22 protein-coding genes are annotated in these 25,726 nt (G+C 52.1%); 13 read left to right on the top strand and 9 right to left on the bottom strand.

Annotated elements, in window-relative coordinates; all coding sequences use genetic code 11:
* Positions 1-3: 3 nt before the first annotated feature.
* The 8 genes from E4O97_RS25965 to E4O97_RS25930 form a co-directional block, all read right to left on the bottom strand.
* Positions 4-1,017, bottom strand: a complete 1,014-nt coding sequence (locus E4O97_RS25965; RefSeq protein ID WP_248162667.1) for a hypothetical protein — start codon at positions 1,015-1,017, stop codon at positions 4-6.
* 71 nt (positions 1,018-1,088) lie between these two features.
* Positions 1,089-1,598 carry a hypothetical protein gene (locus E4O97_RS25960; RefSeq protein WP_248162665.1) on the bottom strand — a complete coding sequence of 170 codons (510 nt, stop codon included), beginning with the start codon at positions 1,596-1,598 and terminating at the stop codon, positions 1,089-1,091.
* On the bottom strand, positions 1,595-2,275 hold the full coding sequence (locus E4O97_RS25955) for a hypothetical protein (RefSeq protein ID WP_216091110.1): 681 nt from the start codon (positions 2,273-2,275) through the stop codon (positions 1,595-1,597). The genes E4O97_RS25960 and E4O97_RS25955 overlap by 4 nt, the downstream gene beginning before the upstream one ends.
* A gap of 28 nt (positions 2,276-2,303) precedes the next feature.
* Positions 2,304-4,571 (bottom strand): TcfC E-set like domain-containing protein, encoded by a 2,268-nt coding sequence (locus E4O97_RS25950; RefSeq protein ID WP_248132765.1) that lies wholly within the window; start codon positions 4,569-4,571, stop codon positions 2,304-2,306.
* A 75-nt stretch (positions 4,572-4,646) separates the two neighbouring features.
* A complete protein-coding gene (locus E4O97_RS25945; protein ID WP_216091112.1) occupies positions 4,647-5,177 on the bottom strand; it encodes a CS1 type fimbrial major subunit in 531 nt (176 codons plus the stop codon).
* A 359-nt stretch (positions 5,178-5,536) separates the two neighbouring features.
* Entirely contained in the window at positions 5,537-6,439 is a 903-nt protein-coding gene (locus E4O97_RS25940) for an EAL domain-containing protein (RefSeq protein ID WP_216091113.1), read from the bottom strand.
* Positions 6,440-6,571: 132 nt separating this feature from the next.
* Positions 6,572-9,781, bottom strand: coding sequence for a transporter substrate-binding domain-containing protein (locus tag E4O97_RS25935; RefSeq protein ID WP_248132761.1), 3,210 nt, complete (start codon positions 9,779-9,781; stop codon positions 6,572-6,574).
* 10 nt (positions 9,782-9,791) lie between these two features.
* Positions 9,792-10,418, bottom strand: a complete 627-nt coding sequence (locus tag E4O97_RS25930; RefSeq protein WP_248162663.1) for a response regulator transcription factor — start codon at positions 10,416-10,418, stop codon at positions 9,792-9,794.
* Between the two features lie 341 nt (positions 10,419-10,759).
* Here E4O97_RS25930 and E4O97_RS25925 point away from each other — a divergent pair, with 341 nt between their 5' ends.
* The gene (locus E4O97_RS25925) at positions 10,760-11,176 is read left to right on the top strand and encodes a hypothetical protein (RefSeq protein ID WP_216091115.1); all 417 of its coding nucleotides are present in this window, start codon (positions 10,760-10,762) and stop codon (positions 11,174-11,176) included.
* Between the two features lie 28 nt (positions 11,177-11,204).
* Positions 11,205-11,921 (top strand): nitroreductase, encoded by a 717-nt coding sequence (locus E4O97_RS25920; RefSeq protein ID WP_248132759.1) that lies wholly within the window; start codon positions 11,205-11,207, stop codon positions 11,919-11,921.
* A 554-nt stretch (positions 11,922-12,475) separates the two neighbouring features.
* On the opposite strand, the gene E4O97_RS25915 is transcribed toward E4O97_RS25920, so the two are convergent.
* Positions 12,476-13,477, bottom strand: coding sequence for a PDR/VanB family oxidoreductase (locus E4O97_RS25915; protein WP_248132757.1), 1,002 nt, complete (start codon positions 13,475-13,477; stop codon positions 12,476-12,478).
* Between the two features lie 491 nt (positions 13,478-13,968).
* Here E4O97_RS25915 and E4O97_RS25910 point away from each other — a divergent pair, with 491 nt between their 5' ends.
* The 11 genes from E4O97_RS25910 (at position 13,969) to E4O97_RS25860 (ending at position 25,714) form a co-directional block, all read left to right on the top strand.
* On the top strand, positions 13,969-15,087 hold the full coding sequence (locus E4O97_RS25910; RefSeq protein WP_078820940.1) for a cupin domain-containing protein: 1,119 nt from the start codon (positions 13,969-13,971) through the stop codon (positions 15,085-15,087).
* Between the two features lie 44 nt (positions 15,088-15,131).
* On the top strand, positions 15,132-16,043 hold the full coding sequence (locus tag E4O97_RS25905; RefSeq protein WP_216091118.1) for a fumarylacetoacetate hydrolase family protein: 912 nt from the start codon (positions 15,132-15,134) through the stop codon (positions 16,041-16,043).
* Positions 16,044-16,058: 15 nt separating this feature from the next.
* Positions 16,059-17,093, top strand: a complete 1,035-nt coding sequence (locus E4O97_RS25900; RefSeq protein ID WP_248162661.1) for a carbon-nitrogen hydrolase family protein — start codon at positions 16,059-16,061, stop codon at positions 17,091-17,093.
* Positions 17,093-17,848, top strand: a complete 756-nt coding sequence (locus E4O97_RS25895) for an Asp/Glu racemase (protein WP_078820938.1) — start codon at positions 17,093-17,095, stop codon at positions 17,846-17,848. The genes E4O97_RS25900 and E4O97_RS25895 overlap by 1 nt, the downstream gene beginning before the upstream one ends.
* 74 nt (positions 17,849-17,922) lie before the next feature.
* Entirely contained in the window at positions 17,923-18,675 is a 753-nt protein-coding gene (locus E4O97_RS25890) for a GntR family transcriptional regulator (protein WP_078820937.1), read from the top strand.
* 109 nt (positions 18,676-18,784) lie between these two features.
* Positions 18,785-20,020, top strand: a complete 1,236-nt coding sequence (locus tag E4O97_RS25885) for a dienelactone hydrolase family protein (RefSeq protein ID WP_078820936.1) — start codon at positions 18,785-18,787, stop codon at positions 20,018-20,020.
* Positions 20,021-20,077: 57 nt separating this feature from the next.
* Positions 20,078-21,106 carry an AraC family transcriptional regulator gene (locus E4O97_RS25880; protein ID WP_078820935.1) on the top strand — a complete coding sequence of 343 codons (1,029 nt, stop codon included), beginning with the start codon at positions 20,078-20,080 and terminating at the stop codon, positions 21,104-21,106.
* A 521-nt stretch (positions 21,107-21,627) separates the two neighbouring features.
* Entirely contained in the window at positions 21,628-22,734 is a 1,107-nt protein-coding gene (locus E4O97_RS25875) for a carbon-nitrogen hydrolase family protein (protein ID WP_216091119.1), read from the top strand.
* 301 nt (positions 22,735-23,035) lie between these two features.
* A complete protein-coding gene (locus E4O97_RS25870) occupies positions 23,036-24,385 on the top strand; it encodes an aromatic ring-hydroxylating dioxygenase subunit alpha (protein ID WP_216091120.1) in 1,350 nt (449 codons plus the stop codon).
* A complete protein-coding gene (locus E4O97_RS25865; protein ID WP_078820932.1) occupies positions 24,375-24,905 on the top strand; it encodes an aromatic-ring-hydroxylating dioxygenase subunit beta in 531 nt (176 codons plus the stop codon). Before E4O97_RS25870 ends, E4O97_RS25865 begins: the two co-directional genes overlap by 11 nt.
* Complete coding sequence (locus E4O97_RS25860; protein ID WP_078820931.1) at positions 24,902-25,714, top strand: SDR family oxidoreductase; 813 nt, start codon at positions 24,902-24,904, stop codon at positions 25,712-25,714. Before E4O97_RS25865 ends, E4O97_RS25860 begins: the two co-directional genes overlap by 4 nt.
* Positions 25,715-25,726 lie beyond the last annotated feature (12 nt).

Raw genomic sequence — 25,726 nt, 5'->3', positions numbered from 1 at the left:
TCGTTATGGTTTGGTGGTTACGTTAAAGTTAAGGATGTCAAAGTAGCTACCCTCTAGCTGAGACTTTGAAATATTTGTTCTGATAGTCGGTGAGAAGCAGGTACGCCCGCTGGAGTCGAGAGTAATAGTATTTCTCGTATTGTTAGGGATCTTTAGTGGTTTGTTTTTTCCGTCGTTGAGAATCAAGCTGTAAGGGAAGCTACTTAAATTCGTAAGATGTCTTAATCGGTAGTTATTGTCGATAAGTCCGTGGGTGTTGGAAGCATTTATAACAAATTTTTGCCCTATGGTCTCAGCGCTATTATAAGTAAAGCAAAGTTGGTCTTTAGTGTTGCCAAGTGTTTTTTCGGCAATGCCAGGTTGTAATTCGCCAAAGTTCCATGATGGTACACTGACGTTCAGGGTGATATCCTGAGGGGGTGGGGTTTCTGGGTTAATTATCCTGCAGGAACCGGCGGGGCCATCGGTTTGGGGAATGTAAACTGCGCCTTTTGCATCAAAATAAGTTTCTTGATTCACTTGGGGTGTGCTTGCATAGTTTGCTGTCCTAATTGCGATACCTGGCCAATCAGAGACGCTGTATTTGGGAAGGCGTACTCTGATTTCAGCATCAAATGCATCGTGATTAGTCCAGGTGTAGTGGCCCGAAATATATATTTGGGTATTGAATGATGGATAGTGAAAGGCAGCACTGATGTCGTTAATATAGACAGTGGCATCGTATGTGTTTGAGGGGGTTCCATCTTTGCCATAAGTATATACAGCTATTGCCCGGCTATAAAAGCTATGACGCGAGGACGAATTTTCACCAGGTTTGACTTGGTTGAATGGAACGGTGACGTAAAAATTCAATTGACCATCGCCAGTGTCTTGAAACCGACAATTGCGGTATTCACCTGAGATATTTCCGGTCGGCTGATCCATCGCGCTTACGATTGGGCAAGAAAAAAAGATAGCAGCTATGTATAAAGTCATTGGCAACTTTGATTTCATTGCTTTGTAGGGGGTGGTATTCAATGGTTAGCATTTCCTGGTGCGTAATATAATGTATTTTCTACACGGAAGTGTTGGCATGTGTCTGCGGAGTTTTAATCTGTAGCCTCTATGTTTTGTCTGGTGGTAACTAATTCCTTCGGTCGTTTTTTTTGGTAAATGACTGCTCCGTATCCAACTTTAAAAAATATTGGAGTGGCATTTTTAGTGGGCTCGCCTTCTACAATCAGATGCTCGCTTGGTCGAAAGGTAATGCGCCAGATATGGTCTTGCTCAACCTGCTGGATAATTTTTATATTTAATTTATATCTTTGTCCCGGAGCAATGGTTATGCGGTTCGGAGTCACCAATAAACTCGGTTTTTTAACCTGTGAAATAGGCACTAAGCGCTCGGGTAATTCACCAGGGTTAGTCAGCAAAGCTTGATCCACCTGTAAATATAATGGTGTGTCCCCAACGTTTTCTGCAAACAACTCTCCGGCGGGATGTCCGGGCAGCAGAGACAGTTCGTTGCTTGATAGTTTAAGTATTCCGGTGGCCGTGCTTGAGGCCGAATATATGGCTGCAAAAAATCCAAGCATCTGCAGGTGTGAACGTTTTTTCATGGGCATACCAGCGATTGTGGCTGATCTTCAACGCTCAGATTTATTCGAGAACTTTTGAAGTGTCGTGGTACACCAGGAAATACCGCTATGGTTTGCTCCGATACGCTCTCTCCTACAACAACGCGGGTGAATAATTGCCGTACATTTCCGTTATTAACCAGCGTAAGGCCACCCTTTTCGCAACGGTATGTCCAGGCCACGTGTTGATTTTTGGGGGAGGGCATATGTCGAATAAGCACCCCGTAACCGATAGAGACTGACATCGGTGCGGTAATCTTGTCCTGTGGCGCGTCTTCAACTCGCAATGAGCGTACTGGCACTATGTAAAGTCGATAGAGCGACTCTTGATCGGGTTCGACAAGAGATTTCAGTGTGACCACGCGAGTTTGATTTGGGCCTAAGGATAATTTGTCCGGGCTGGAAATCAGTTCAGGATGAGCCAGCTCTGCTAACGCCACTTTTTTTTCAGGAGCCAATCCGGGGTTTATGACTTTTTGGAGATTGATGGATAGATACAGCGTGCTGTCACCCATGTTGCGTAGTTTGACTTTCTGCTCGTGGCTGTTGAAGACCTTGGTGCTGGCAGGCATAACCATTAACTCTCCTTCAGCCAAGGCAAGGTTTGAGGTGAAATAAAAAAATACAAAAAATGGTGTCAGTAATGTTCGAATTTTCAAGGGAAGACCTGTGAGTAAAAGTTTGCATTTAAAGGCAGTGGTAGTAGCTGCCGGTGGTTTTAGTGAGGTCGCAGGTATAGCGACGCCCCATCTGCGTCACACTGATTTTGGTCAATAACGACTTGCTGAAAATGGAAAATAAACCATTCTGGTAGACGGTATCGCCGGTCTCTAATATTGTGCCGCTAATTGGCTTCCCTCCAGCATCAATCAGAAAACCACTATAGATCATGCTGATTTTTACATTCGCCTCTGAACTGTAGACTTGGCCTGGATGTGAGCGAGTAATATTCGCCGGCACTTCGATGTTCATGTCCATATCGAGGCTTTCGCTGATGACTCGGGCAAACGGAAGGTCGCTGTAGCTGCTAAGAGGGATCGCATACAGGCTATTTCCAGCCACGGGGTAACCCTCAACTTGAAAGCCATAGTCGGTATTGTTTACTTCCGGGGTTTTAAGCAGCATGGAAGCCCCGCTGTTGCTATAACGGCCAAAAGCGAGCCCTTGAGAATTGGCAGCAAACATACCCCTGTAGTTAGCATCAATGTTGCTATTGTCGTTGTCGTGTCCAATATTGACAGAGGCTTCGCCACGGGTACCAGAACGGCTGCCATACATATTGATACTGTTGCGATCGTTGATGTGGTTGGCTGTCACGCCTGCAGTTGTAATGCCATAGGTGTCTTGAAAGTCCTTGCGATAGTCTCCACTTAACTGAGTTTTTCCTCCAGAATATGTCGAGCTGACGGAAGATTGGGAGTTGTCCAGGGTCCAAGTCGTATTAATGTATATGCCGAAGTCATTGCCACTTTGCTGGTAACCGCCTTTTTGTAGCCCCACTGAAAAGGTCGACCATAAGCCATTGGGGCGGTAGTTCCACCGCGCTTCAAGCTGTTGTGACTCGCCGCTCAGGTATTTCTGGTAATTGTAAGCCAGCGTGATGCCTCCCAGGATATTGCTGTAACTAATACTCGAACTTGGGGACCCTTGATAGAATTGAGAAATGTTGTTGTTCTGGTATCGGCTTACCATAAGATTACCTAGTTTCTCATGACTGACCAAAACACTGGCGTAACCGCCTGTTGCGCGCTCACCGCTGAGCAGGCCCACCGTTGGCGTGAACTGAGTTTCCCCGACTTGGCTTGGCCGAGTGATATTAATTTCGCCGGCATTGCGGTGTCGGTTTCCGCTTATCACAGAGGCATTCAAAAAAAACTGACGCAAGTTTCGGCTCACGCCACCTTCGAGTAAGCTACCACCTTCAGTCATGTCTTCTCCGACCGTCAGATGCCAGGCATTTCCACCACTACCGACAAAATCCAGGTTGTTTATCTCTTGAGTAACCTCACTGATCTGATTCCCGTTCCGGTCCACCAGTTTTAGCTGTACTGAATAGTACCCGCCCGGCAAGTCAGCCAGGTTTATCTGATTTCGTCCTAAAGTCGCGGGTCGTTTGAGGATCAGACGCCCGTTTCGGTAGAATTCATAGTTGCCCTCTGTCGTCGAGTAAAGCAACAGCGTATTAATATTTCGATTCGCTTGTAGATGGTTTTGGCTACCCAGGGTTATGAATTTATCAAAACTTGGAGATAATAAAGTATTGACTGACCCCGACGTGTAGTCGAGGCTGTTCTGTTTGCCAGCACGCAAATAAGTATTTGATAAGTTTTTCTGAAAATAAAAGGATGAAATGTCCTGGTTGCTACGACTGTAGTTTCGGGTGCTTTGGCGGCCAGCATACCAACTCATATAACCGAAACTCTGACCGGGCATGCCCAAAAAGGTATTGCCATTTATATTCATGGCGCGGTAGCCTTCGGTAGAGGCTCGCAAGTCGACGGATTGGTTGTTTACTAATCCCCACGCAGTATTTGGAACAATAACGTCCTCTTGGGTATCTCGGATGGCTACGGTACGCTTGATTTTGTCTACGGTGATGTAATGGTCCATGAGTTTTAGGTCGCAGCCACTTTTGCATTGACTGTAGTTAAGTTTGCTCAATACTTGTCGTATAGTAGAGATGTCTTGTAGAGAAATGCCGTTCTCATGATATTTTTCCGCGTCAAATATTAATGTCTTTTCTGAAGGTTCAAAGGCCATCACTCCGGGAAGCGTTCGACCATTGTAAGTCGCAACATAGCTTGCGCTAGTGTCCATTTCCACTTCGCTGAAGCCTTCAGGTATGCCATAGGAGAATTTAACTTCGGCACTCGATGAGCCGGATTTTAAAAATAGCGCACTTAGCAATAATGTTGTGACCAAATGCTGGCGCCTACAAGCAGAGAGGCCTTTCATTTCTTAATAGAGCACCAAGGAAAGGAAAGCCTCGAGTATCTCAAGGCTTTCTAGCGGTAAGTTATAATTAGGGGATTATGGGCCTGTAGCTGCAACGGGTTCGAATACCATGACCAGATCACCACTGTAACTACCGTTGGTGCTCAACTGGCCATTTTGGACGGGGGCGTCGACTTTTATGTTAAGGTCGTGAATTTCATCAAAGCCGCCGTTGCCGGCAGTGATTTGAGTGATTTTTTGCGAGTTCCCGAAGGAAACGGGGACTTCACCTTGGCCACTACCGATGGTGACTTCTGGATTAGTCATCTCATAGTTTCCGTTGCTCATTTTTAATGGTTGAGCCAAAGAAACATTGAATTCGGAGTTCTTGCTCCATACACGTACTGGTAGAGTTTTGCTGAATTTCTTCTGCTGGTAATCATCTGCGTCCAGTTCTTCTGTGCTATACCATGTCGAACCATCAGGCTTGGACACGAAAATCGCATCATTGATCTGCGCAGTCAGCGTGATCTTCTTGGATACTGAATCCTTAGGGGCGGCAGCATGGGCGGCGCTGATGAGTGAGGTTGCAATGCCAATGGCGAGGACGAGTTTACTGAATTTCATCTTTGGCTCTTCTATATTTTAAAAAAGTAACTGTTGGTGACTCATCTGCAGTGACGCATGAGTTGAGTTCACGGACAAACTATACTTCTTATTAAAAAGCGGAGGGGAGAGCGCTATTCTTGCGTTTCGACCGGAAATTTCTTGTTTTTTGGCTGGAGGGATCTTGGGTCGAGCGCTCAGTCAGGATCATTATATTAAAGTCAGCCGGGTCTACTCTTGTGCTGACGAGTCCAGCCAAGTCATTGGTGAGATCAATAGGAAGTTTGCGTGTGTTCGCGTAGCTGTGGTGGAGGCGTTGGATCATGATGGGAGGAAAGAGGCGTTTAAAGAAGATTACTTGCCTGCTCCCCTCGTATTTATCACTTCAAGTTGCAGATCAGCGTCTGGAAGCGCTGATACAGCTTTATCTTCCAGCTATCAAATTCTTCAAGCGACATAGGCTTGGCACACAAGTAACCCTGGCCCACCCGAGCGCCCATGTCGACCAGGAGATTGCGTTGTGAGAGTGTCTCGATACCTTCCACCACTGCCTCCATACCTAACGCATTAGCTAATGCCAGCGCATTGCGAACAACCGCCCGATGGCGCTCTGAACTGTCAACCGACCCAATGAAGTCTCTGGGCAGTTTGATTTCATGGAACACCACCTTGCACAGTCTCAGCAGTGATGAATAACCCGTCCCGAAGTCATCGATTGACAGGCGAATGCCCAGGCGGCTCAGGCGGTTGAGTTGCTCAATGTGCGCATCGGAAAGGTCGGCAGGGCCGTCTTCGGTAATCTCAAAAGTCAGTGACGAACGTCTTACGGGATGCTCGAGTAACCGTGTTTCCAATCGCTCGACAAGCTTGCTGCTGTTTAATTGGCTGAGTGACAGGTTAAACGCAAGTTTGAGAGACCGCCCCATGCGGTGAAGCTGGAGCTGGTAAGCCAGCCCTTGCTCCAGGAGTGCAAATAACAAGTCGTCGAGCCAGCGCTCCTGCTTAATGAGCGGGAGGAAGTGTGCAGGGCCAAGTACGCCGTGCAGTGGATGGTGCCAGCGCGCGAGCACTTCCGCGGCATTGACCTCTCCGGTGTGAAGGTCGAATTTGGGTTGTAGATATGCACGAAACTCTCGCAGCCAAAGGCCCAGTTGCACATCTTTCGCGCTGGACAGTTGAGCGGGGGGTGCTAATTCGTCAGGGCAGTCCGATTGCCTGGGTAAAATCTCCTTTGTTCGGGGAAGCAAGCTCGATAGAAACGAGCTTGAAGCGCTGTAGTGCATGAGGGCCAAGCCTGGTGTTAGTACTCGCAAAGCTTATGGGAATCCTCTTTGGCATTGCTAAAGAAGCATCTGTCGTTCGGGCGCGCTTTTTCCTGAGTTTTACCGAGATTTTTCTTGGTGGCTGATGGGTGGTCATTCCGGTCGTAGCGACTGACTGATTGTTTCCAGTAGCTGGATCAGCTCCGTCACAGCCTCGACGGTTTCATCGGATATCACGCCTTCAGCGCACATGTCTTCGACCTCATTGCAGTGGTCGAGCAGCCTTGCGTGATTGAGCATGTAAGCCGTGCCCTTGAGCTTGTGTGAGATGCGTTTGATTTGAGCCAGGTCCCCTGTATCAAGGGCCTGCTTCAAGGCCAAGGATTCATCGGTATTACTCGCGGCTACCTGCTCGACCAAGTCTTGTCGGATGTTGTTCATCGCTGAGGAGGCTTGGTTGAGGTTCTCGGCGTCGATGTCGAGCATGGGAATCCAGCGGTTCAGCACGGCCAGCGTGATCGGCTTGGCCAGTGAGTGATCCATACCCGAGGCCAGAGCGCGCTCATGCGCTTCGGGCTGGGCATCGGCCGTCAGCCCAATGATCAAACATGGGCGGATACCTTGAGCTTGCTCCATTGCACGGATGTTTCTGGTCATCTCGTGGCCGCTCAGCTCCGGCATGTTACTGTCGGTGATCACGACATCAACAGCGTGCTCTTGCCACATAGCCAAGCCTTCCAGGCCGTTACTGGCGGTCAGCGCGTGGTGCCCAAGATAGGAGATCTGCTGGTAGAGCAAATACTGGCTAGGTAGATGATCTTCGATTATCAACACGGTCAGGGGCTCATCACTGTCGGCTTTCACGGGCTTGCAGGCGTTGTCTTCACAGACTGCGCGCTCTGAGCTGACGCGCTCGAGTTCGACACTGAGCGTTATGCGGGTCCCGGCCCCCGGGGTACTTTGAGCGTCCAGGCTTGCGCCCATTAATTCGCTGATTTCCTTGCAAATTGCCAGGCCCAGACCTGCGCCGGCATTAGGGTCGCTGACGGCAGCGTTCGTCACGAAGAATGGTTTGAAAATTTGATCGATTTGCTCGGCGGGAATGCCTGCGCCGGTATCGGTAACGCTGATCTGAAAGTGCAGGCGTGTATCGCTCGTCGGTTTTACCTGGCAGCGAACCTCGATACTTCCACGCTCAGTGAATTTGATTGCGTTGCTTAAAAGATTGGACAAGATTTGTTTGATTTTTAGCCCGTCGACCCAAACCCATTCCGCCGACAGCGGGGCGATATCGAGCCGCAGATCTAACTGCTTCTGCCGCGCCAAGCCTGAGAACACATGGCTTGTCGACTCCAGAAGCGTATTGATCCGGTTGGGCTCTGGAACTAAGCTGATTTTTCCAGATTCAATCCGCGATATGTCGAGAATGTCACCAATGAGGGCCAGCAAACCGGTTGCTGACTCGTACGCGATGTGTACCGACTGTGTGTTTAACTCGGCTTTGTTTTTGCGAGTAAGCACCAGTTCCAGCATGCCGATGATCGCATTGAGCGGCGTGCGAATTTCATGGCTCATCGTGGCCAGGAACACTGATTTGCTTCGGCTGGCCGTCTCAGCCGCTTCCTTGGCTACCTGCAGTTCATCCAGCAATATCTGCCGTTGCTTCAAGTTCTGGCGTTTGTGCAGAATGCGGCGGCGCTGCGTCACGATCCACAACCCGGCGATCACTAGTAGTGCGCCCAGAATTTCAAACGATCGCCAGATGTAAGCGGCTATCCCCTCCCAGTATTTTTCATCGGTTGCCGAGTTGGCACGCCAGCGACCGTGAATCTGCACGAACTCCCGCGGGGGGATTTCAGCCATCACTCTATCGACTATAGAGATCAGCTGTGGATGATGCTTGGAAGTAGCAAACACAACGCTGGCGTTGGGGATATTAACAAGGCCTCCAACTTTCAGACTGCTCTCGAATTTGTACGAAAGGTAGTAGCGTATGACGCTCGCGGGAGCGAGGACGATATCCACGTCGCCATCACGAGCAAGCTTGAAGGCTTCACCCAATGTGTCGGTTTCCTGGATACGTACATGGGGGTATTGTCGGGCGAGGATCGGGGACAAAAGATAGCCTTTCGCCACTGCCACTGTTGCCGTGCTTTGGTCATTCAGGACTGTCTGGTGGTCCTTGCGCGTGGCAAAAAGGTAAGCATTAGCCCCCACCGGGCGGCTGCGCAGGTACCGTAAAGGTGCGTGACTGGCCTCTGTGAGAATGCCGAGGTCTGCCTTGCCATTCGCCAGTAGGGTATCAACCTCACCCAATGAGCTCACACGGATGATCTGGAACTGAATGCCTGACTTGCGGCGAATAATTTCCAGCAAGTCAGAGGCAATTCCGTTCAAGCGACCATCGCTGTCGAAAAAGGCGTAGGGTGCCAAATCCTCGCTTATTGCCAATTTCACAGTCTGGGTGGTGTCCAGCCAAGTGCGCTCGGAATCGGTAAGACGGTCGCGAAAACCGTACCCATCACATCGCTGGTTATCACCCCAGAAATATTGGGCGTCAGCCAGTTGGCAGCGCGTTAACCCGCCTAGTGCGCGTTCGAACAGGCCAGCCAGCACCGGGTTATCGGGGGCAATCGCAAAGCCGATTTTGATCTCTGGCTGCGGTGTGCGCTGGCTGACGCCTACTCTCGTGCTGAACAACTGGCTGGATAGAGAGTAGGTGGAGGCAGGATCGCCAAGGTAGGCGTCATTAGTGCCCCTCAACACTGACGTCATTGCCGCCAACGATGAAGGGTATGAAGTGAATGTGCCTTGACCTCCGTTGCTTTTGTACAGTGCAAGGGCAATATCATTGGCCACAGCGATCTTTAGGTCGGAACCCAGCGCGTTGTTTTCGCTACGGTCGCCACTTTCGGTAAACAGGGTCAGGTGTGTCACTGCATAGGGGGGCGTCAAAAGTGCATCGGTACGCCTGGTATTCAGGATTGTCGCGTACGCAACCAGATCGATTTTCCCCTCGCGCAGCGCACAAAAGACCTCCTCACTCGAGTCGAACGGCCTGACCTTGATAGGCACTCCCAACTCACGCTGCAGTGCCACGAGATAATCCGCTGTAAGTCCTTCAAAAGTCGAGTGGTCGTTGATGATCCGGTAGGGCGGCAAGGATTCAATGCTCACGCCGACGATTAATGCATGCTTGCGCTTGAGCCAGGCCCGTTCTTGCTCGTCGAGCTGGATTTTCACGGCGTTAAGCGCTTGTCGCGCCTTAGGCTGAAGATCACCGGTTTCGGCAAAAACCTGACTGCAAGTCCCGAACATCAGCACAAAGAGGAGGGCACTAATTTGGGGAAATATCGTCTTCACGAACGCAGGCTCAGATGAGGTTATGTTGTTTGGCGATGTTAGCCAGCTCCACTACCGAGGTGACGTTTAGCTTCATGAGAATGTTGATTTTATGGCCGCTGATCGTTTTGGTGCTGAGGTTGAGTTTCTGTGCAATGTCACGGTTGGAAAAACCTTCAGCCAGCAACCGCATCACATGCATTTCGCGATTTGTAAGATTTTCCAAGGCGTCAGTTTCCCCTGCTACAGAGGTCCCTGAAAAAAAAGGCATGACATCCCTTGGAAAGAGCACATAGCCGTCAGCGACCGTTTCGATCGCCTTGAGCAGTTGGACCATGGGCTCGCTCTTGCTGACAAACCCGCTGGCACCGGCCTGAAAGCACCGGCTGGCAAAGGTATCTTTGGTCTGTGATGTGTAGACGAGCACTCGGGTTTCAAGTTTTTCCCGCACGATACGTTTCAACACCGTCAGGCCGTCCACTTTTTCGAGGCCAATGTCGAGAATTACCACGTTTGGCTTCAACGACTCGATCAATTGGACGGCGTCGGCTCCATCGGAGGTCTCGCCTATTATCTGGAATCCGATGGACTCAAGGGCTACGCGAATACCGTGACGAACCATTGGGTGATCATCGACGATCAGTACTTTTTTTCTCATTTTTCAGTTGTTTAGCCTTATGGAATGCAGAAGGGGATTCAGGAGTTCGCCGCGCTGTTTCCATGCGACTCGGTACTGACCTGGTTGAGTATGGTTGAATTTTTTACGTCAACAGTCTGTTTATCGTAGTGAGCCATTATTGCAGACCCGGTATGTGCTCAGCTCCAAGTTTTGCGCTCTACAACGGGGCGAAATTTCTTGCCGGAAATCGAGAAAAATCTTGCTTTCTTTGTGAGTAGTACGGTTTTTGAATTCCAAGAAAAACCAAGAAAATGCCGAGATTTATCCCGTAGGCCCATCGACGACAAAGGGGTAATTTGGCGCTTTTCGAGGAGCAAGCCGTGCATACCGGATCGGGGCGAATTCTTATCATCAGCAAGAATCCCAGCACGCTTTTTGCCTATGCCCGCACGCTCAATGATCTGGGGTATTTCTTACTCTGCTTGTGCAACAACGTCAGTGAGGTGGTCGATGCTCTGGAAGGGGGCAAGCACTTCGAATACTTGGTGTATGACGCATTTGACCTGCCTAACGATGCAGAGAACTTAAAATTGTTTACCCGATACCGCGCGATCTTATCGGTTGTTGCGATTGCCGACGTAAATTCTCAACAGCGTCAAAACCTGGTTCTCTGGGCGAAAGCTCATGACATTCCCCTTCGAGGGGTACTGCAAACACCTCTGCGTCCGTTGGAGCTTTATGCGTTGATAGGATGTGGTCGCAATGGCTCATTGCTCAATTTACTACTGGGCGCCTGAAATTCTTATACTTGATCAAGAGAAAATTATGACACTTGCAATGGCTGGTTTGAATGACGAAACGCCGATGGATGACACTTTGTCGTTTCAAAAAACAGCACGGAGCCGACGGTCTTTCCGTGGTTTTTTAAACACCCCTGTACCTGATCACATCCTTCAAGAAGTTCTGAAAGACGCCCAGTGTGCGCCTTCCAACTGCAATACCCAGCCGTGGAACGTGCATATAGTCAGTGGCCAGAAATTAGTAGAGCTGTCGCAGGTTCTTCATGCGAAAAATGCAGTTGGCGAATTCACTCCTGACTTTTCATTCGATATGGACGCTTTCTACGGCATTTATGCGGATCGTAAGAACGCGCAGGGCAAAGTCTATTACGAGGCGATGAACATCACGCGCGAGGATGAGGCGGGGCGCCGTCAAGCAACAGCCTTGAATTTTTCCTTTTTCAACGCACCCCAGGCGGTCTTTTTATTTATGCCGGTTTTTGGTGACAGTGTCCGGACGGCCGGAGATATTGGTATGTATGGTCAAACCTTTCTCTTATCGCTTGCCGCTCGGGGCTTAGGCGGTATCCCGCAAACCTCCCTCGGTTTTTTCGCAAAGGCGATCAGGGAGGTGCTCGGTATTTCTGACGAAATGAAAATGCTGTTTGGAATGTCGTTTGGTTACCCGGATGAGAGTACACCCGGCAATCAGGCAGCTAGTGATCGCGCGCCAATCACCGACAGCGTTACGTTCCATCGCTGAAGAATCGTATTTTTCAACTCTTTCAGTGGGTGTGTGACGCAGATTTAAAAAATATGAAATGTAATGGGAGATCATGTATGAAATTTTCTTGCGTTCAACGGCGCTGTACTGCTCATCGCGGGTGACTGGAAGTAACCAGCACGCGGGATACCACAAACAGCTCAGAGTTCCAGGCCTTTGTGAATGCGGTCGAGGGGGCAGACGCCGCTAAATTACAATGCCTGAGATTCGTTGGCGCATTTAAAGGCAATCGCGTCCGCTCAAGAAGGGCGGACATCATGTCGTGCAGATCAGGGAGGATAGCCTGAGGAGGTCGCCAAGCAGTTGAAGGGGCTTTCGGAAATGCGTCTGAAGGCCAAAAAACTTGCAAACCATTGGAAATATCCAGCTTCAAAGGCACTTTGCCCTAAGTGTGAATTGCCAGAGCCTGGGCGTTGCCCGTGCTGCGCTGCCGGGCAGGACTTTCGCGCTGCGCATCGACTCCTCGCCACCCCTTCGGACTTTAGTCCCAGACGTCTCCGATCGGTAGCAGCTCTTATAGACAGATGTGTACGTTATAAATCGAGCACAAGAACGGCAGACTTGCTGCGTGAAACGCAGGGATATATGACGCTGTGGGTCGCACGTTCACGCTCCGACAGCACGTAGTCGCGATGATCGATTTCACCAGAGATGACTGCTGTAGAACACACGCCGCACTCTCCGCGCTTGCAATCGAACATAGGGTCGCAGCCTTGCTCAATGAGTACCTCGAGAATGCTCTTATCCGCCGGGATGTGGAGCGTGCGATCACTGGCGGCCAATACTACGTCAAAGGCGCTATCGCCCTCGGTAGCAGCAGGGGGAGAAAAAAGTTCGAAGTTCAGTCGCCCGTGAGCCCAGCCGCGCCGCTCGGCTTCTACGATCATGCCGTCGATTAGGGCGCCAGGGCCGCAGATATGAATGTCGTCGTCATTGGTGAATTCGTCGAACAAGGCCCTCAGGTCAACCGGGGCTCCAGCCTCGCTATCGGCGTGCACGTGCAAATGCTCGCCCAGCAGGGTTTGCAATTCATTGATGAGAGCCATGGAGGCCCGCTCGCGTCCGGCATAAAGCATTTTGACATCACGTCCGTGAAACTTGCAGGCTGCCGCCATGCTTGTCAGCGGTGTTACGCCTATTCCGCCTGCGATCAGGTATACGCGTTTACCGGTGCTACGCATGGGAAAGTCGTTTCGTGGTGCGGTGATGTCGATGATGTCACCGACATTCAAGCCCTCGTGCAGGTAGCGCGAGCCACCACGGCCCTTCGCGTCGAGACGAATGGCAATCAGGTAGGACTCGGGTGGGGTAGTCAGGCGGTCCCTGTGTTCGAGCTCGATCAACGAATACTGTCGCCACTCCTTTTGCGAGTCTTGCAGTTGTACTGAAACGCCAATATGCGCCCCCGGCGTAAAGTCCGGCAGTTGCTGAGTAGGTGCACAGGCGCGCAGCCGAAGCATGCGTACACCCGTCGCAAGGATCGTCGCCTCGGATACCTGCACGTACAAAGTCTGCTCATTCTTCATTGGCTGCATAGTCATCAAGTCCTGTTTCTAAATGCCGAACGTGTGCTCATCCGTGAAGGGGCAACGAAAGGCGTGCTCACTCGCGTAATTCCCACCCTCTGTATGACTGCCAGTACCACCTTATGGCGACGGAGAGCGTCATGGGCATGCGAAAGAAGTCTAGGTAGCACTGAAGGTGGGGTATATCCGGAAATCGCAATTTTTGCGGTGTGCTTATCCGTTTATGGCGCGGATCAATGCTCTGGGGCGCGGCATGTAAATTAAGAGGCAGCGTGGATCAGGGGCGGCGCTGGCCGTGGTGTCGTCTGTAAAAATTTGAATATTTTATAAAAAATCATGTCTATGAATGATGTGGCGACCCTTTCGAATTTATTTTTGTATATTAAGTCATTGATATATATAAGTTTTGTATTTTTTTCAATTTTTTGTGTGACGTTGAAGTTGATTAAATTTATTTCATTTTATAAAGTTTTTCCGTCGGGACTAATAAGGATGTAGCTATGGCTGACCAGAAATATGATGCGCATCGCGAGACGGTTGCAGGGCGTGCTGATGTGGAGGACACCCCTGAGTTAGTGGCGTATTACAGTGAGTTGGAGCGACTCAAGGCGGGGGCGCTTTGGACGATAGCTAACAAGATAGAGCCGTGGGAGCCCAAGTCTGTTTCGGTTCCGGTTTTATGGCGCTATAGCGATCTCAAGTCTCATGTGCTGCGTTCAGTCGAGCTTGTAACGCCTGAGAAGGCAGGCCGCCGGGTGGTCTTTCTCAATAACCCCGGCAGGCAGGATGTATCGGCGGCCGTAGGGATGTTGTACTCCGGGTTGCAGGTCATGCGTCCTGGGGAGGCGGCCTCGGCTCATGCACACTCCGCGTCCGCACTGCGCTTTATCATGGAAGGAGAAGGGGCCTACACCATTGTTGACGGTCACAAGATGACACTCGGTACCAATGACGTCGTGCTCACTCCAAATGGCTCCTGGCATGAACATGGTGTTGAGGCCACCGGGACTACGTGCATTTGGCAAGATGGTCTGGATATTCCATTGACCAACGCACTGGAGGCCGGTTTTTACAAGGTGCACCCGGATTTGGCACAAGCGGTTACCGCGCCTGTGGATGACTCCATTGGTCTATGGGGTGGGGCTGGCTTGCGCCCGCAAAACGTAATGTGGGACAAACCGTATTCACCATTGTTTAAATACAGTTGGGCAGATACCTACAACTCGCTTTTGCGTTACGCGAAAGCGGCGCCGGCCAATGCCTTCGATGGCCATCTCATGCATTACACAAACCCGGTTACCGGGGGGCATGTGATGTCGACCATAGGTGCGAGTATGCAGCGCCTCGCACCGGGCTTTCGAGGCAAGGCACACAGGCATACAGGCAGCTTTATCTATCAAGTTGCCAAGGGGCATGGCTACTCCATCATTAATGGAGAGCGTTTCGACTGGAAAGAGCGAGATATATTTTGCGTGCCTTCCTGGGCGTTTCATGAACACAGCAATAGTTCAAACGACGAAGATGCCTGCCTATTTTGTTTCAATGACCTTCCCGTTATGGAGTCGTTCGACTTTTACCGAGAACAGGCATTTATGGATAACGACGGCTATCAGCGCTGAGTCTTCCGGGGGCGCACCTATCATTTAAATTCAAGGGGTTTTGTATGCGTTTAGTCACGTTTCGTCCAACTGTTAATGCTGCGTCCCGCTTAGGGGCATTGGTGGGTAGCAACGTTGTAGATCTGTGTAAGTTAGGAAACATCCACGGCCACCCTATCCCGGATAATATGCTCGATTTTATTGAGATGGGGCCTTCTGCAATAAAAACTACTACGGCTTTGTTAAGCGTTTTCGAAGGAAACTTTCCAATGGGCGTTTCGATACCACTCGAAAACGTAAAGTTACTGGCCCCAATTCCCAGACCCAAGAAGAATATTTTTGGTATCGGCCTCAACTATGTCGAGCATGTCGCCGAGTCCAGCAAGGCATTGGATACATCGCGGGAGCTGCCCACGGAGCCGGTGATTTTTTCAAAACCCCCGACCGCCGTCATTGGTCCGGGTGATGCCGTTGAACACAACAAGGCGATCACGCAGCAGCTTGATTGGGAGGTGGAACTTGCAGTCATCATCGGGAGTACGGCAAAAAAAATCACCCATGATCAAGCGCTGACCTATGTGTTCGGTTATAGCCTGATGATCGACATGAGTGCCCGTGATTGCCGGCGGGCAGGGCAATGGATCTACTCCAAAGGGCAGGATACCTATGCTCCTTTCGGGCCGTGCATCGTCACGGCTGATGAAATCCCTGACCCCCACACACTCGATCTCAGTCTGCGGGTCAACGGCGTAGTCAAGCAGCGTTCGAATACCCGCCACATGCTGTTCAAAATCCCACAGTTGATCACCGATATCAGCGCTGCAATCACCCTGGAGCCTGGCGACATCATTGCCACGGGGACACCAGAAGGCGTTGGGGCGGGCAGGACGCCGCAAGAGTGGGTATGGCCCGGAGATACCATCGAGGCTGAAATCGAAAAAATTGGATATCTGCGCAATCCCGTGGTCGCCGTATAAAACAAGTCGAGGTGCATGATGCTCAAATTAAATGCTTTTAAAGCAGCAGCGGTTCAAGCATCTCCGGTGTTCCTGGACACTCTCGCCACGGTAGAGAAAGCATGTGACTTAATCGCCGAAGCCGCTCGCGAAGAGGCAAAATTAGTAGCGTTTCCCGAGGTGTTCATTCCCGGCTATCCCTACTGGAATTGGTTGATGAATCCAGTGGAAGGAAGTCCTTGGTTTGAAAAACTTTGCAAATCAGCTATTGAAATCCCTGGACCGGAAATTCAACGAATCCAACGTGCCGCGCGCGCGAACTCCATAAATGTTGTCATCGGTGTGAACGAGCGTAGTCCAGTTGGAATTGGCACTCTATACAACACGGTCGTCACGATCTCTGACGAAGGGGAGATTCTGGGGCGGCATCGGAAACTGGTTCCAACGTGGGCGGAGAAACTCACGTGGTCAAATGGTGATGCTTCGTCTCTTAAGGTCCACCAAACGAGTATCGGGCCACTGGGGGCGCTGGCGTGTGGTGAGAACACCAATACGTTGGCGAGGTTCAGTCTCCTTGCTCAAGGCGAGCTAGTGCATGTAGCAAGCTATATCGCCCTGCCTGTAGCCCCCTCGGATTACGATATGGCCGAAGCTATCAAGTTGCGCGCAGCTGCTCACTCCTTTGAAGGCAAGGTATTCACCATCGTTTCGTGCTCTACGGTGTCGGAAGAAATAATCGAAGCGATGGCCGAGACGCACCCGCAAGCGCGTCAATTACTCGCCCGAAAAAATAGTGCTTTTAGCGGCATTCTAGGTCCGGACGGCCGAGTCATCGGCGACCCGCTTATCGACAAGGAGGGTATTGTGTATGCCGATATTGATTTGTCACGCTGCATTCAGCCTCGGCAAATGCATGATATTACCGGGCACTATAATCGCTTCGATATCTTTGACCTGAAAGTGAATCGCCGCGCATTGAATGCCGCTACGTTTTTCGACAATTTGACAGCGCATGCAGTCAAGCGCGAAGAAGATGTTCTAACTGACAATCGTAAAGAGGGGACAGAGTAATGGACAAACGTATCTACCGTATTGGTCAAATAGTCCCCTCCTCGAATACCACTATGGAGACTGAAATCCCTGCGATTCTCCAGGCTCGTGAGCGAGTGGAGTTAGAGCGATTTACCTTTCACTCCAGCCGCATGCGGATGATGCGTGTCACTAAAGAAGAACTGGCGGCGATGGACTCGGACAGCGAAAGATGTGCGTTGGAGTTGTCCGACGCGCGCGTGGATGTGCTGGGATATGCTTGCCTGGTTGCAATCATGAGTATGGGGGTTGGTTACCACCGTGTTTCCGAGGCGCGTCTTCATCAACGAACTGTTGAAAATGGTGGCCCGGCCCCCGTCGTCACAAGTGCAGGCGCATTGGTGCAAGGGCTAAAAGCGTTGAACGCTAAAAAAGTGTCCATTCTGACACCCTATATGAAGCCGCTGACTAGCTTGGTGATCGACTATCTTGAACATGAAGGGATTGAGGTTGTCGACAGTATTTCCCTGGAGATCTCCGATAACCTTGAAGTAGGCCTGCTAAATCCCTATGCGCCGGCTGAAATCACCAAAAAACTTAAAGTCGATGGCGTCGATGCCATCGTCGGCTCTGCTTGCGTGCAAATGCCGTCACTCCCTTCCATCCAGTTGATTGAGGACCGTACAGGGTTACCTGTCATTTCCTCCTCGATTGCAACGACCTACATGATATTGAAACAGCTCGGCCTAAAAACATCTGCGCCTGGCTGTGGCTCTCTTTTATCTGGCAGATACTGATAACGTGATGGGCCGATGGATGTGAACACGGCACCGTTCAGTATGAGCGGAGCCGGTAACCGAATGGAACTAGCATGAACTCATTAGATGAAGAACCTCAGCTGTCTCTCGTCCCGGAAGGTAAAAGCGCTGGCGTCAATGAGGGGACGCTGGGGGAGCAGGCCTACAACAGACTGAGAAAAGACATTATCTGCGGAGTGTTCGAGCCGGGTCAGGCTCTGAGGCTGGAAGCTTTAAGAGAACGATACGGCATAAGTTTTTCGCCTATCCGAGAAGCACTCACTAGGTTACAAGCCGAAAAATTAGTGTTCCTGGCGCCCTCGAAGGGATTCAGGGTGCTCGCGATTTCTATCCCCGAGATGTGGGATGCAATCAATACCCGAATCCTCATTGACTGTGAGGCGTTACGTAAATCGATTGAGCGTAAAGATGCAGCGTGGGAGGGGCGCTTGACTCAGGCATACGCTGCGCTGTGCCTGGCACGGCAGAGGCCGAGTCCTGATGAACTGGACATGGTTCAGCATGCTGAACTTCTTGAGCAGCGACACAAGGATTTTCACTACAGCATGATCTCCTCGTGTGGTTCTGACTGGCTGCTCACATACTCCACGCAGCTATATGCTCAAACTGAGCGGTATAGAAGGCCCAGTTTAGCCTCTATGAAAGATGAACATGTCAGGGGGGTAGACAAAGAGCATTTGGCTTTGCTCGAGGCATCCCTGGCGAGAGAAACAGACCTTGCCTGCGCACTCTTGGCCAAACACTACAGGGATACCGGTTTTGCCATTCAGCGTGTGCTTGAGCGAAAACAGCAGGGACTCGCCTGACCTGATCAACGTATTCAAATTGCAAACGAACGTCTACCCGAAAGCAGCGCAACTCAGAGCGCTGTGCATATAAAAACTATCATTGCATGCTTGTATGAGGACTTTGTTGATGGGGCACTATATTAATATTCAGGCTCGTCATGGCGAAGGGGCTTTCAAGGCGTATTTGTCCGTGCCGGCCTGCGGTAACGGCCCTGGCCTCGTGTTGGGGCAGGAAATATTTGGTGTTAACGCCAACATGCGTGAGACCGCGGATATGTACGCCGAAGAGGGGTATGTGGTGCTCGTCCCGGATTTGTTCTGGCGCTTGGAGCCTGGCGTAGAACTGGGCTATACCCCTAAAGACTTCGATAAGGCGTTGGGGCTGAATGGTTCGTTGGATCTGGACAAGGCTGTAGATGACATTGCAGCTTCAATCGACGCCCTTCGTGAACTCAACGAAGTCGACCAGCCAAGTATTGGCTACGTGGGGTATTGCCTGGGAGGGAAGCTGGCTTTTCTGGCAGCAACCCGTACCGATCTTGCGGTATCGATCGGTTATTACGGTATGGGCATCGAAGGTTTTCTTGACGAAGCGGACGCCTTGCAGGGAGGGTTGGTACTCCACCACGCAGAGCTGGACAGTTATTGTGACGTCGAGGCCAGAACCCGAATTGCTGCAGGTTTGGCTGGACGCAAAGGGGTGGAGCTTTATACATACCCAGAGGCTGACCATGCCTTCGCGCGTTTGGGCAGCGAGCACTATCACAAATCGTCTGCCCATATGGCTCACGGGCGGACAATTGGAGCGTTGAAAAAATACATCGGCCCTGAATACAACCTTTCGCATCTTTGGGATCAGCACGTTCATCACGAGTTCGTCACGCGTGACGTACCGGCGACCATGGCCACCATGGTAAAGGAGCCCTACGTCAATCACATCCCGACTCTGACAGGTGGGGTTGGCAGTAAACAGCTCTCACGTTTCTATGAGCATCATTTTGTTCACGCAAATCCACCGGACATTCGTTCGATCCCTATCTCACGCACCGTCGGTGCGTTTCAGGTCGTCGATGAGTTCATCATGTGCTTTACCCACACCACCGAGATCGACTGGATGCTGCCAGGGGTGGCCCCTACTGGAAAGTATGTGGAAATCCCCATGCTTGGGGTCATCAATTTCAGAGGCGACAAGCTCTGCCACGAACACCTTTACTGGGATCAAGCGTCGGTGCTGGTGCAAATCGGCTTGCTGGATCCGGTTGGCCTGCCCGTCGCAGGTATCGAGACAGCCAAGAAGCTGATCGATGAATCGCTGCCATCGAACACGCTGATGCGGCGCTGGGCCTCGAGTGAAAACCTTTGATGATGCGCGCGGTGCTTGAGCGCGCAAGTTAAACCTTCTCTTGCTGCCGTGAGAGCCATGATGAACGCATTTTTTCAAACACTCGACTTGTCACGGATATACAAAAATCTTGTCTTTCAGTCCCACTGTGCGGTGGAGTTTCAAAAGCATCTTAGCTTTGCACTCAATGACCATATGATGAGCTGGAGCGCAGGTGAGGTGGACTCGGCCCTGTACAGCGTCGATACCCGGCACCTCAGGCTGATGATTCTGCGCTACGGGCCTGCAGTTGAAGTCCGGCCTGAAGTGTTTGATGGGTTCATCTTGGTGCAGGTACCTCTGCGAGGGCGCTCGGTCATCAAAAGTGATGGCCAGACCTCGTCCATCGGTCCCGGCCAGGTTGCGGTTCTCGCTCCACGACGCGAGATCTGCTTTCGCTGGAGCGAGCATTGCGAGCAGCTCATTCTTCGGGTGCCCAACGCCTTTGCCAAGGATGCGGCGGCGCGCCTTGGTACCCCGCTCAGCAGCGTGAATGAATGGGAGGGTTTCGCCCCTATTTCTGTGCTTGACAGCGATGTGGCGGCGCAGTGGTGCAATCTCCTTCAATCGCTGATCAATCAGATAGGGCCGGGGCAGGGCGATGGCTTCGGTCACTGTCATCCCGCCTGGTTGGAGTATTTGGAGATCGGCCTCGCGTTGCTGCTTCTGACCCAGGCGCGAAGGCAACCCGATAGCGTAGTCTGCAATACGGCGCTCGCCCAGGCCCACACGCTTTCGCCACTCGAGGCGGCTCGGCAGTACAGCCTGTCTCATCTATGGGCGCCGATATCGCTGGAGGATCTGGCTCGGGCGGCAGGAATCAGCTCGCGGTCACTGCATACCTACTGCAAGAAAGCGTTTGGGGTAGGCCCAATGACGTGGTTGCGCGATATCCGTTTGGACGAGGCCCGCCGGAAAATCCAGGCCCGGTCACAGTACAGCATTACGGACATCGCACTGGCGGTCGGCTTCGGCCATCTGGGCCGGTTTTCCGCGTACTACAAGGATCGGTTTGGTGAGCTTCCAAGCGACACGGTGATATTGCACAAGAGTCCCATGCCGTCGTGATTTGGCTGCACCTGGCCGATGGGATAAACCCGTTGGTGAGGGGGCTTGCTATCAGTGCGCGAAAATTCTCGCGTGTGGCAAGTGCCTCTGGTCTGGTTCCAGGCAACCGAAACCATCATCAACAGCTAGATCCACTCCAGTAGTCCAGGACGCGGCTTTGGAGCATACGACGGCGAACGCAACGCCCTGTTGTCTCCAATGCTGATCAATGAGCCAGAAAACGTGAGGTACAGTTCGAATTACGTTCAGCGGCAATAAAGAAATTCAACGTCACGCTCGACAGCTTTCTGCCAGTGCCAGAAACGGATAATTTCGCAATGCACGATTGCGATTTCCGGCTATCCGTCCTGTTTGCCGCTACCTAGACTCTGACCAATCTTGCCCTCCGTACTTGAAAGTACGGTTATGTATTGCTCTTTAGCCATAACAATGGTTTGGAACGAAAGTCTTAAAAACAGGGGGCCGATAATCGGTAATTCAGATGTGCAGCGACCTACAACCGTGCAAAGCGAGGAAATTATATGAGGCCTACAAAAAAAGTTCTAAATGGTCACGCTGAAGTAAAAGTCGCTATCGTGCAGACGGCTCCGGTCTTCCTCGATCGTGACCGCACCATCGAAAAAGCCTGTCTGAAAATCGCTGAGGCGGCCGCTCAAGGCGCTCAGATCGTTGTGTTCAGCGAGGCTTGGATTGCCGGATATCCTTATTGGGGGGAAGGCTGGGAGTCACGCATTGGTGATTGGGTAGATGTACGCGGCAAGTTTTTCGACAATGCTTTGGTCATCAGCCAGGAAGAGTGCGCCCAGCTATGTGCTGCTGCTGCGCGAGCGAATGCGGTAGTCGTGATCGGTTGTAACGAAATGGACCCCCATCCAGCGATCCACACCATTTACAACACCCTGCTGTACATTGATAACCACGGTCGGATTCTTGGGCGGCACCGCAAGATCATGCCGACCTTCGCAGAACGCACCGTCTGGGGTCGTGGCGATGGAAGCGATCTGCAAAGCTTTGAGACGGACTACGGTCGTATCAGTGGTCTGATCTGTGGAGAAAACCTGATAACACTGGCCCGTGCCCACCTGATTTCACAAGGCGAAGATTTTCATGTGTCGGTATTTCCGGGGGCGTTTACGTTGCACACAGGGCCAAGACTCGAAGAGTTGGATGCCGATGGGCAAAGTTTCTGGGGCTACTCCAGTTGTCGCAACCATGCTTCTGAATCTGGCGCTTTTGTATTGGGTTCCTGCGGTTACATCACGCAAAGCGATTTCCCCGAGGACTTCGCGCTGCGTGACACCTTGAATATCGACTATGCGCAAGGCGGTAGCGCGATCTATTCACCGATTGGGGTTCCGATTACCCCGCCGACCTATGGCGACACCATTGTCTATGCCACCTGTGAGGCGCACAACATCAAGGTCGCCAAGGCGATCATCGATACTGTCGGACATTATTCCCGATCAGATATCTTCACCTTGAACGTGCACCCTCGCGTGAGTTGCGGTGCAAAAATTGTGTCGAAGCAAGCTGTCGAGTCCATTTCTCAAGATGGGTTGAACCGCATTGCCGATCGGCATGAGGTGACTGTCGCGGCTATCGAAGAGGCTGTCCTGGCAGCTTCTTGATCTCTGCATCGCTGTCGTTTTGACTGCATGAGGGGCTGTTGCCGTTGGGTGGCGGCCCCTTTCGCATAACCTGTGTGAGGGTTACTTGCGGTGATTGATCCCGGGACTGGTGCTGGCTCAGGCCGACGAAAAACTTAACCTTATGTCTGGAGGAAGTTGGCCATTACCTCTCTCGTCGAGCGAAATACGGATAGTGCCTTGCGATTCTCGGCTATTTGATCGTTAGAGGAGGCGGCAAAATCGTAGCCCGCAGTGTGCTTTAAGCGGCCTTTCGATCAGCCAGTCACAAGAGGTTCCCTCCATGATCAGCACGGATGAATTGAGGCAGCTTGTACGTCCAGATGGCGTTCACAAGCGTGTCTATACCGACCCCGAGATCTTTTCCCTGGAAATGCAGAGAGTCTACGGACAGGCCTGGATTTATGTGGGTCATGAAAGCCAGGTGCCGAAGACTGGTGACTATCACACCACCCAGCTTGGCGATCAGAAAGTCATCATGGTGCGGGTCAATGACCAGAAGATCAGCGTGCTTTATAACCGCTGCCCACATCGCGGGGCCAACCTGGTGGCCGATGGTGAGGGTTGCGTCGGTAAGTTCTTCCGTTGTTCCTATCATGCCTGGACTTTCAAGCTGGATGGCTCATTGCTGAGCACTCCCATGCGTGCAGGCTTCGAGGGCACGACCTTCGACCCGACCAGCCCCGAGGTTTCCATGGTGCCGGTGGCTCAGGTCGATAGCTACCGAGGGTTTGTCTTTGCCAAACAGAGCCTGGGCGGCCCAGGCTTGGTTGAGTTTCTGGGAGGCGCGGCGAGTTCGATCGACAACCTTTGCGACCGTTCGCCTATTGGCAAGGTCGAGGTGGCAGGCGGCGTATTCCGGGTAATGCAGCTGTCGAACTGGAAGATGTTCTACGAAAACCTGCATGACACGATGCATGGGCCGGTTACCCATGAGTCCTCGGTGATCGCCGCGCGCGAGCAGGCCGAGGAAATCGGCGAGATGCCATTCGAGTTGTTGATTCAGGATGGTAACGGCGAGCCGTACAGCTTTTGGGAAAAACTGGAGCTGCGTGCCTATCACTATGGCCATGGCTACATGGAAGGTATTTTCGATCCCGCCGCAGCTACGCGCGATGACGTTTCACGTCGGCATTTCGCGTGCTTGAGCGAGGCCTATGGTGAAGAACGGGCGCATGAAATCCTCGGAATGAGCCGGCATAACACGATCATTTACGGGAGTGGCTCTCCTCACAATGTGTTCCAGCAGTTTCGCGTCATTCGCCCGGTATCGGTGGACAGGACTTTGGTCGAGATCCAGGTTTTCCGCTGTGTGGGCGCACCGCCGGAAGTGTTCGACCGGGCACTCACGTACGCCAACGTGGTGAACTCGCCGTCTTCGAACGTCATGCCGGACGATGTCGAGGTGTATCGCCGCTGCCAGGTCGGTAATACGACGGCAGGTGGCGATTGGATCAGCCAGCACCGTTATGCGGGTACGGATGTGGTCTTGCCCGATGGCGCCGTCTCGATCAATGGCACCAGCGAGCTGCCGATGCGCAATCAGTTCGCTGCCTGGCTGCAGTACATGGAAAGTGAGCTGTTGACACCACATAAAGAACAACAGCAGCTGGAGGTGCATTGTGTTGAATGATGGCTTTCTCGATATCTCGATCGAACCCATACAACCGATGTTGCCGGACGCACAACTGACCTTCCAGGTGGAGCAATTTCTGTTTCGCGAAGCGTCGTTGCTTGATGAACGAGCGTTCGATGGCTGGCTGGCGCTCTGGGTCGAAAACGGTCGCTACTGGGTGCCGCGAGCCCCCGACCAGGCGAGTCCTCACGAGCACATTTCAATTTTTTGGGAAAACGCCATGCTGCGTGAGACGCGCGTGCGGCGTCTGCTCAACGAGCGCAACTGGTCACAACAGCCGCCGACAAGAACCAGTCGCGTGGTGAGCAATGTCTGCGTGCTGGGACGTGATGTTGAAGGGCGGCTGATCGTGAGTTCCCGGCTGCATGTCAGCGAATACCGGCTCGACCTGAGGTATCTATCCGGTCGTGTGGTGCACAAGCTGGTTGAGTCGCCCGAAGGTTTCAAGATCGCACTCAAACGGGTTGACCTGGTCAATTGCGACAGTGTCTTCACCAACATCGAGGTGTTCCCTTGAGCGTTGGTGGCGCCAGCGCAAAAGGTCCTCTGGCGGGCAAGGTGGCGATTGTCACCGGCGCTGCGCAGGGGGTGGGACTGGATATCTCCAGAGTGCTGCTTGGTCAGGGCGCGAAGGTCGTGTTGGCCGACATTCGCCTGAGCGACGACGTGCTTAGGCTGCTGGGTAAAACCTGCCTGTTCGTTGCGACCGACGTGCAGAGTGATGAGCAGATCGATACCTGTATCGCACGCACACTTGAGCGTTTTGGTGCGGTGGATGTACTGGTTAACTGTGCAGGTATCTATCTCGATCAGGGGCTTGATTCATCGAGGCAGGACTGGCACCGCACGTTAGGGGTGAACCTGGTTTCCGCCGCGATTTTTGCCCAGCGGGCAGCTGTCGTCATGGGACCGGGCTCCGTCATTGTCAATCTGGGCAGTACCGGGGGGAAGTTCGGTGCTTCGGGCCGGGCGGTATATCCAGCCTCCAAGGCGGGCTTATTGCAGATTACGAAGAACATCGCCGTCACACTTGCCCCACGGGGCATACGTTGTCTCAGTGTTTCCCCGGCCTGGACATGGTCGCCGACGCTGGCCGAACACAGCGCGGGATCGATTGATCGGGCCGATGAGGTTGGTGCCGCGCTTCACCCGCTCGGCCGGGTCGGCAGGGGAGAGGAAGTTGGCGCGGTGGTCGCATTTGCCTGTTCTGACACGGCTTCCTGGGTTACCGGAGCGGACATACCCGTCGATGGTGGCTTCAGTTGTCTGGGGCCCGACCAGGGGCGCTCGCCACGCGCCTGGTTTGCCACGTCTCGCCAGGAGTAGTTCTGAAAGGCC

Origin of the sequence: Pseudomonas sp. W15Feb34 (genome assembly GCF_023127765.1) — a bacterium.
GTDB lineage: Bacteria > Pseudomonadota > Gammaproteobacteria > Pseudomonadales > Pseudomonadaceae > Aquipseudomonas > Aquipseudomonas synxantha_A.
Note: the sequence above shows the minus strand (reverse complement) of the source record. Positions and strands in the feature narration are given on the sequence as shown.

Excerpts from the sequence above, each read along its gene's own strand:
- E4O97_RS25960 (WP_248162665.1), bottom strand. The coding sequence starts at position 1,598 with ATGAAAAAACGTTCACACCTGCAGATGCTTGGATTTTTTGCAGCCATA.
- E4O97_RS25950 (WP_248132765.1), bottom strand. The coding sequence starts at position 4,571 with ATGAAAGGCCTCTCTGCTTGTAGGCGCCAGCATTTGGTCACAACATTA.
- E4O97_RS25945 (WP_216091112.1), bottom strand. The coding sequence starts at position 5,177 with ATGAAATTCAGTAAACTCGTCCTCGCCATTGGCATTGCAACCTCACTC.
- E4O97_RS25940 (WP_216091113.1), bottom strand. The coding sequence starts at position 6,439 with ATGCACTACAGCGCTTCAAGCTCGTTTCTATCGAGCTTGCTTCCCCGA.
- E4O97_RS25930 (WP_248162663.1), bottom strand. The coding sequence starts at position 10,418 with ATGAGAAAAAAAGTACTGATCGTCGATGATCACCCAATGGTTCGTCAC.
- E4O97_RS25920 (WP_248132759.1), top strand. The coding sequence starts at position 11,205 with ATGACACTTGCAATGGCTGGTTTGAATGACGAAACGCCGATGGATGAC.
- E4O97_RS25915 (WP_248132757.1), bottom strand. The coding sequence starts at position 13,477 with ATGCAGCCAATGAAGAATGAGCAGACTTTGTACGTGCAGGTATCCGAG.
- E4O97_RS25910 (WP_078820940.1), top strand. The coding sequence starts at position 13,969 with ATGGCTGACCAGAAATATGATGCGCATCGCGAGACGGTTGCAGGGCGT.
- E4O97_RS25905 (WP_216091118.1), top strand. The coding sequence starts at position 15,132 with ATGCGTTTAGTCACGTTTCGTCCAACTGTTAATGCTGCGTCCCGCTTA.
- E4O97_RS25900 (WP_248162661.1), top strand. The coding sequence starts at position 16,059 with ATGATGCTCAAATTAAATGCTTTTAAAGCAGCAGCGGTTCAAGCATCT.
- E4O97_RS25895 (WP_078820938.1), top strand. The coding sequence starts at position 17,093 with ATGGACAAACGTATCTACCGTATTGGTCAAATAGTCCCCTCCTCGAAT.
- E4O97_RS25890 (WP_078820937.1), top strand. The coding sequence starts at position 17,923 with ATGAACTCATTAGATGAAGAACCTCAGCTGTCTCTCGTCCCGGAAGGT.
- E4O97_RS25885 (WP_078820936.1), top strand. The coding sequence starts at position 18,785 with ATGGGGCACTATATTAATATTCAGGCTCGTCATGGCGAAGGGGCTTTC.
- E4O97_RS25880 (WP_078820935.1), top strand. The coding sequence starts at position 20,078 with ATGATGAACGCATTTTTTCAAACACTCGACTTGTCACGGATATACAAA.
- E4O97_RS25875 (WP_216091119.1), top strand. The coding sequence starts at position 21,628 with ATGAGGCCTACAAAAAAAGTTCTAAATGGTCACGCTGAAGTAAAAGTC.
- E4O97_RS25870 (WP_216091120.1), top strand. The coding sequence starts at position 23,036 with ATGATCAGCACGGATGAATTGAGGCAGCTTGTACGTCCAGATGGCGTT.